The sequence below is a fragment of the Pantoea sp. B65 genome, assembly GCF_047308185.1.
Taxonomy (GTDB): Bacteria; Pseudomonadota; Gammaproteobacteria; order Enterobacterales; family Enterobacteriaceae; genus Erwinia.
This window is the reverse complement of record NZ_JAHXPU010000034.1, coordinates 1-4594: the sequence shown is the minus strand read 5'-3', so window position 1 is coordinate 4594 and position 4594 is coordinate 1. Positions and strand designations below refer to the sequence as shown.

Genomic DNA, 4594 nt, shown 5'->3' with positions numbered 1-4594 from the left:
GCTATATGGCGCCCGCCAGCACCTCGACGCAGGCCTTAATCTGCGCCATCAATAGCGATCGTATCAGCGCCGGGAAACCGCCGCTGCGGGTTATTATCCACGAGTTTTCCCGACTGCATGATGGCACGGTGGCTGAGTTTATCAGTGCCGCAGGCGCAGCGCCGGACGCCGCAGAGGTGGTGCATATTCAGAATGCCGGCGGCCAGCATTATGAGGCATTGCTGCCGTGCCACAGCCAGCAGAAACTGGCACCGCCGGTGACGGAAAGCGGGTTAAACCTGACGGCGGAGCAGAAGCTGGCGATAAACCAATGCACGGCCAAAAATTTCTGTCAGCTGCTCTCTTGCATAACCTTGTTACCGATAGTGGTTATCCCTGCTTCTGCGGCTGAGAAAAAACCCCTCAATGTGTATGAAGCCGGTACCGGACGTAAAACGGATCAGCAACTGAATCAGATCCCCGACGCGATTGTTATTTCAAAGCAGCAACAAAATGCGCTGCTGGTGATCAATCAATCCGGTAATCAGCAGATGCATGTCCTGTTAGCATCCGCCGATCCGGTGACTATTTTAGAGACCATCCCGCGCAAGCTGTATCTGTTTACCGATAGCGCAGCGATTCACGCCACTTTTACCCATACGCCAGAGCAGCTGGCACAGCTGGGCGCGGAAAAATACCATCAACTAAAATCCTTTATCTCCCGGTCTGAGCAAACCGGCATTGTTAATCAATTACAGGAAACAGAGAAGTTTTTTAATACCACCCCCGCTGGTATCACATTAATTAAAAATGGCTTTTTCCGTTCACTGTTGCGGGATATTGAATTTACCTTGTTACCCGCAAACCAGCAAAAAAAAATCCAGCTCGCGATGCTAGTACGACCAGGCAGTACCGTTGAGAAAACCCTGACGATAACAGAACCTGCATTAATACACTTGATTGTCGGCAATATCAGTTGTCCGCCGCCATGGGCATTTGAAAAAATGACAGATATCGTTATTCAGGACACTCAATATGGTGATGCCTTTGCCAGTTACCTCTATATTCTGGCCAGAAACCTGCCGAAAAATAAAACTCTGGAATTTAATGCCGCATTTAAAAAAATTATGGCGGCTTATCATGATAACCGCAGTAGTTTCTATGATATCACGAAAAAAATAGTCGAAAAGGTATACATGGAACTGGCGCTTACGCCGTTAATGTCTGAAAGTACGCAAACAAGATTGAAATATTACGCCAGTCTATTTATCAATGCCAGCCGGATCTATACCCAGGATATGAAGTATCAGTATGCGGTCATGGAAGGATTCTGGCCGTTACTCGCCAGCAGCTGGCGTGGTTTCAGGGAAAATTACCCGGCCATGCGCAAGACGCTATCTTTCAATCTGGAAAATATGGATGTTAAGTATAGAAATTTATACAGTATCGAAGATCGGGTGGTTTCAGTCTTGCTGTCAGCGGCATTCAGACAGCCGCTGACCTGGACGGAAACGATTGCAGAGCAGTTTAAATTAATATTATCAAACTCCGGCAGCGATGGTAATATGCCTTTGGCGACGGTATATTTTATCGCCTTTGCCCATGAGCGCATTTCAGCGCAATATAGCGCCCAAATGTTCAGGGAACTGTTTAACAGCAACGTCAAAAAAGCTAAAAAAAATCATGCCCTTGTTATGCAGTGCCTGATTGAGGTTTATCCGCCGGATCAAATCGCCGATATCTATAAAGCGAAAACCGAAGATGTCGTAGCGACCTACCTCTCTTACTGGCAAAGGCTCCAACATCTTAAACATATTGATATTGGCGATCGGCAGTGTGTGGTGATTTATCCGCACCATGCCGCTATTGATGATAGTGCCAACTGGCAGGATCATCTGCGGGATCATCAAAGGAACCCGGTGGTGTTAACCGCGGCCGGCGCCAGGAGACTGCAGGAAAAACTTACGTTAACCGATCACTATATCTATACAAATAGTGATGCCGACCGCCTGTTCTCCGCCATTCTGTTGTCAGCATCATCACAACCTGGCCAGGAAAGGAAGCGTATAGTTGATGATATTACCGATGCAAACTTCACGACTGAAGAGAATCTGACGCAAAATAAAAATAGCAATCTGAATAGCCGTCTGCAGGTTATGGTTAAAAATGCGCTGGCAACAATAAGATCTGAAGAAACCACAGAAAAAACAGATCAGGACAAACGATGTGAACAGTTAATCGATTTAACCTTATCCATCCGGATGGGCCAGTTTATTCAGGAGAAAGGACGAGTTTCTGCTGAGCTGGTGAGTAATATCGTTGATAATCTCTCTTCAATCACTGTCGCAGCCACAATAGCGCCCCACCTTGATGCCTTACGTCATGGCGTGCAGCAAAAAACGCTCAGCGAGGATCTGTACATTACCCTTATCAGCAAAGTAATGGCGCAGTCGTTCATTAAAAACCCTGACAGCCATACGGCAATCATCATCAGAACCATCTTTCTGAAAAGTGCGCTGAATACCGTCACCCAGCGTGACAAGCTGTTCCTGGCGCTGGCTGAACTACCAACAAATTTAACCAGCACTCAGGCTGGCTATCATGCATTTATTAATCTGGCGATCAAAGAGATGGAACTCCCCCTTGAAAGCAGACAAGCGTCCGCGGCAAGCAACGCTACTGCGGCGCTCAGTAGCGATGAACGGTTGGCATTTTCCATATTTCTCACCTCAAGTCAGGTCAGCTGGGGAATTATCCCGCAGGCTTACACTGCGGTATATAGCGATAAAGCCGGATCTTATACGCAGCACGGAGCGGTGAAGATTAACACCGAATGGCTGATAAACCCGCAACGTTTTCTGCAGGCGCCGCCAGCCGTACAACATCAGATGCTGAAATTTTTCCCTGAGGTGTTGCAGCAGGATCCGACTTCTTTTATTAACCAGTGCCTGAATGCCATCAGCGAAAGTTTATTATCAGCGACATCAGTGTCGACTGTAGCTAATTTAGAAAACTCGCTCAATTACCTTTGCGACTTTCTGCCCAAACAGCGTCCGGCGGCGATTAGCGCAATGATTGACGCTATCTTTCAGGCTGCCCGGCAACTGACGGAAAAAAAAGGCATCAGAGGTTTAAGCAGCGCACTGAAAAACTCATTAAAAGCGCTGCCGGAGGTGGTCAGAACCACCGATAGCGCGAAATACCATGCGTTGCCTGCCGACTATTTTGAACTGATTAAAGCGGACACTGTTCAGCAATTTTTCATCCCGGCGGTGAACCAGGAAACGCCGTCAAACAGAACCAGCAATACCAGCGCAAACAGTACCAGTGAATCGGAGGGCAGAACCAGCAGTAACACGCCGCTGGCTATCACCTCCGACGTAAAACCAAAAAAAACCATCACCGCCCCCACCTTCTATGTGGGTAACAACTGGGCTGAATTAAATGCCACTGCTGACCAGAGTCAGGCGCTGCAGCAGGCGCTGGCATTAATGCTATCAGACAGCCGCTCGCACGAGTTAAGGCTGCATAAATATAAGCACGCCGGAATTTGGAGCATCGATATCAAACCCAGAGATATTCAGGATATTACCGCCAGCCAGCAAGGCCGCAGTAATTGCCGATGTATCATGCTGCAAGGGAGTAATAACCGCTTTATTTTGCTGAAAGTCGGCACCCATGCTCAAACCAGCGCCGAAGCTAAAAATTACCTGAAGGTGAGTAAAAAGAGGGTCGACGCCATGATCGACAATCCCGGCACCCAGTATCAAAAACTGCATCTCAACCCGGCAACCGGACAGTTAGAAATGGATGAGCACGATGCTGCCACCGGCAATGCGTAATTTCCCGCAGGGATAAATATAAGGATATCGCTTATGGATGCCACCAACCGCACCACCAACCCCACAACCAGCCTGGTTCCGCTCAAAAATCATTGTGCAGTACGGCAACCATCCGACCGGCAATCGGGTCCACTGCCGTGCCGCTCTGCCGCTAATGTTCCGCAACGGTTAACCCTGGTTGATCCGCCAGCCGCTATTGCTGCCCCGCCGCTGCCCGGCCCGGCCCCTGCCCCGGCCGCCAGCGGCAGACAGCCAGAATCAGCCCCTTACCGCCCACCAGCCGCTCAGATTAGCCACCCGGTTTGCGCTGCCACGCCGCAACTGCCGCAGCAGATAAGGCATATCGCTAATACTGACGTCACCGCGCCATTCACCGCCAGCCCTGCCGATAGCAACTACCCGCGGCATAACCTGGCCCGCAATAACCGCCGGCAGCCGCAGATAAGCCAGCAAAGTTTAATGCAAGCCTGTATCCAGACTCAGCTTGACCAACTGCTCAGGCTGGATCCCGATCAGATACCGGCAACGTTTAAAAATACGCTGGTGCTGATGGCAGAAACCGCGCGTGATAAAAACCAGCCGCAGTTCGATGCCGCCCGGGAGCAGCACTATGCGATGGCGCAGGCCACCACGGCGGAGCAGCGCAGCCAGGCCAGGCTGGAGCCCGAAGCCGGTGTGGCAAAAGAGGAACAGATCGCCGCTCACCATTTTACCGTCATCGAAAATGATCCCTTTGCTTCCGGCTCCGGCTATGCCGACTGCCTGCTGTTTGC

General features: G+C 50.1%; 2 protein-coding genes. Both read left to right on the top strand.

Features of this window, described 5'->3' with window-relative positions; genetic code table 11:
• Nucleotides 1–3821, top strand: a 3821-nt coding sequence (locus JWF83_RS13650) for a hypothetical protein (RefSeq protein WP_413650822.1), incomplete at its 5' end; no start/stop codon positions are given.
• A gap of 33 nt (nucleotides 3822–3854) precedes the next feature.
• Nucleotides 3855–4594, top strand: a 740-nt coding sequence (locus JWF83_RS13645; RefSeq protein WP_413650820.1) for a hypothetical protein, incomplete at its 3' end; no start/stop codon positions are given.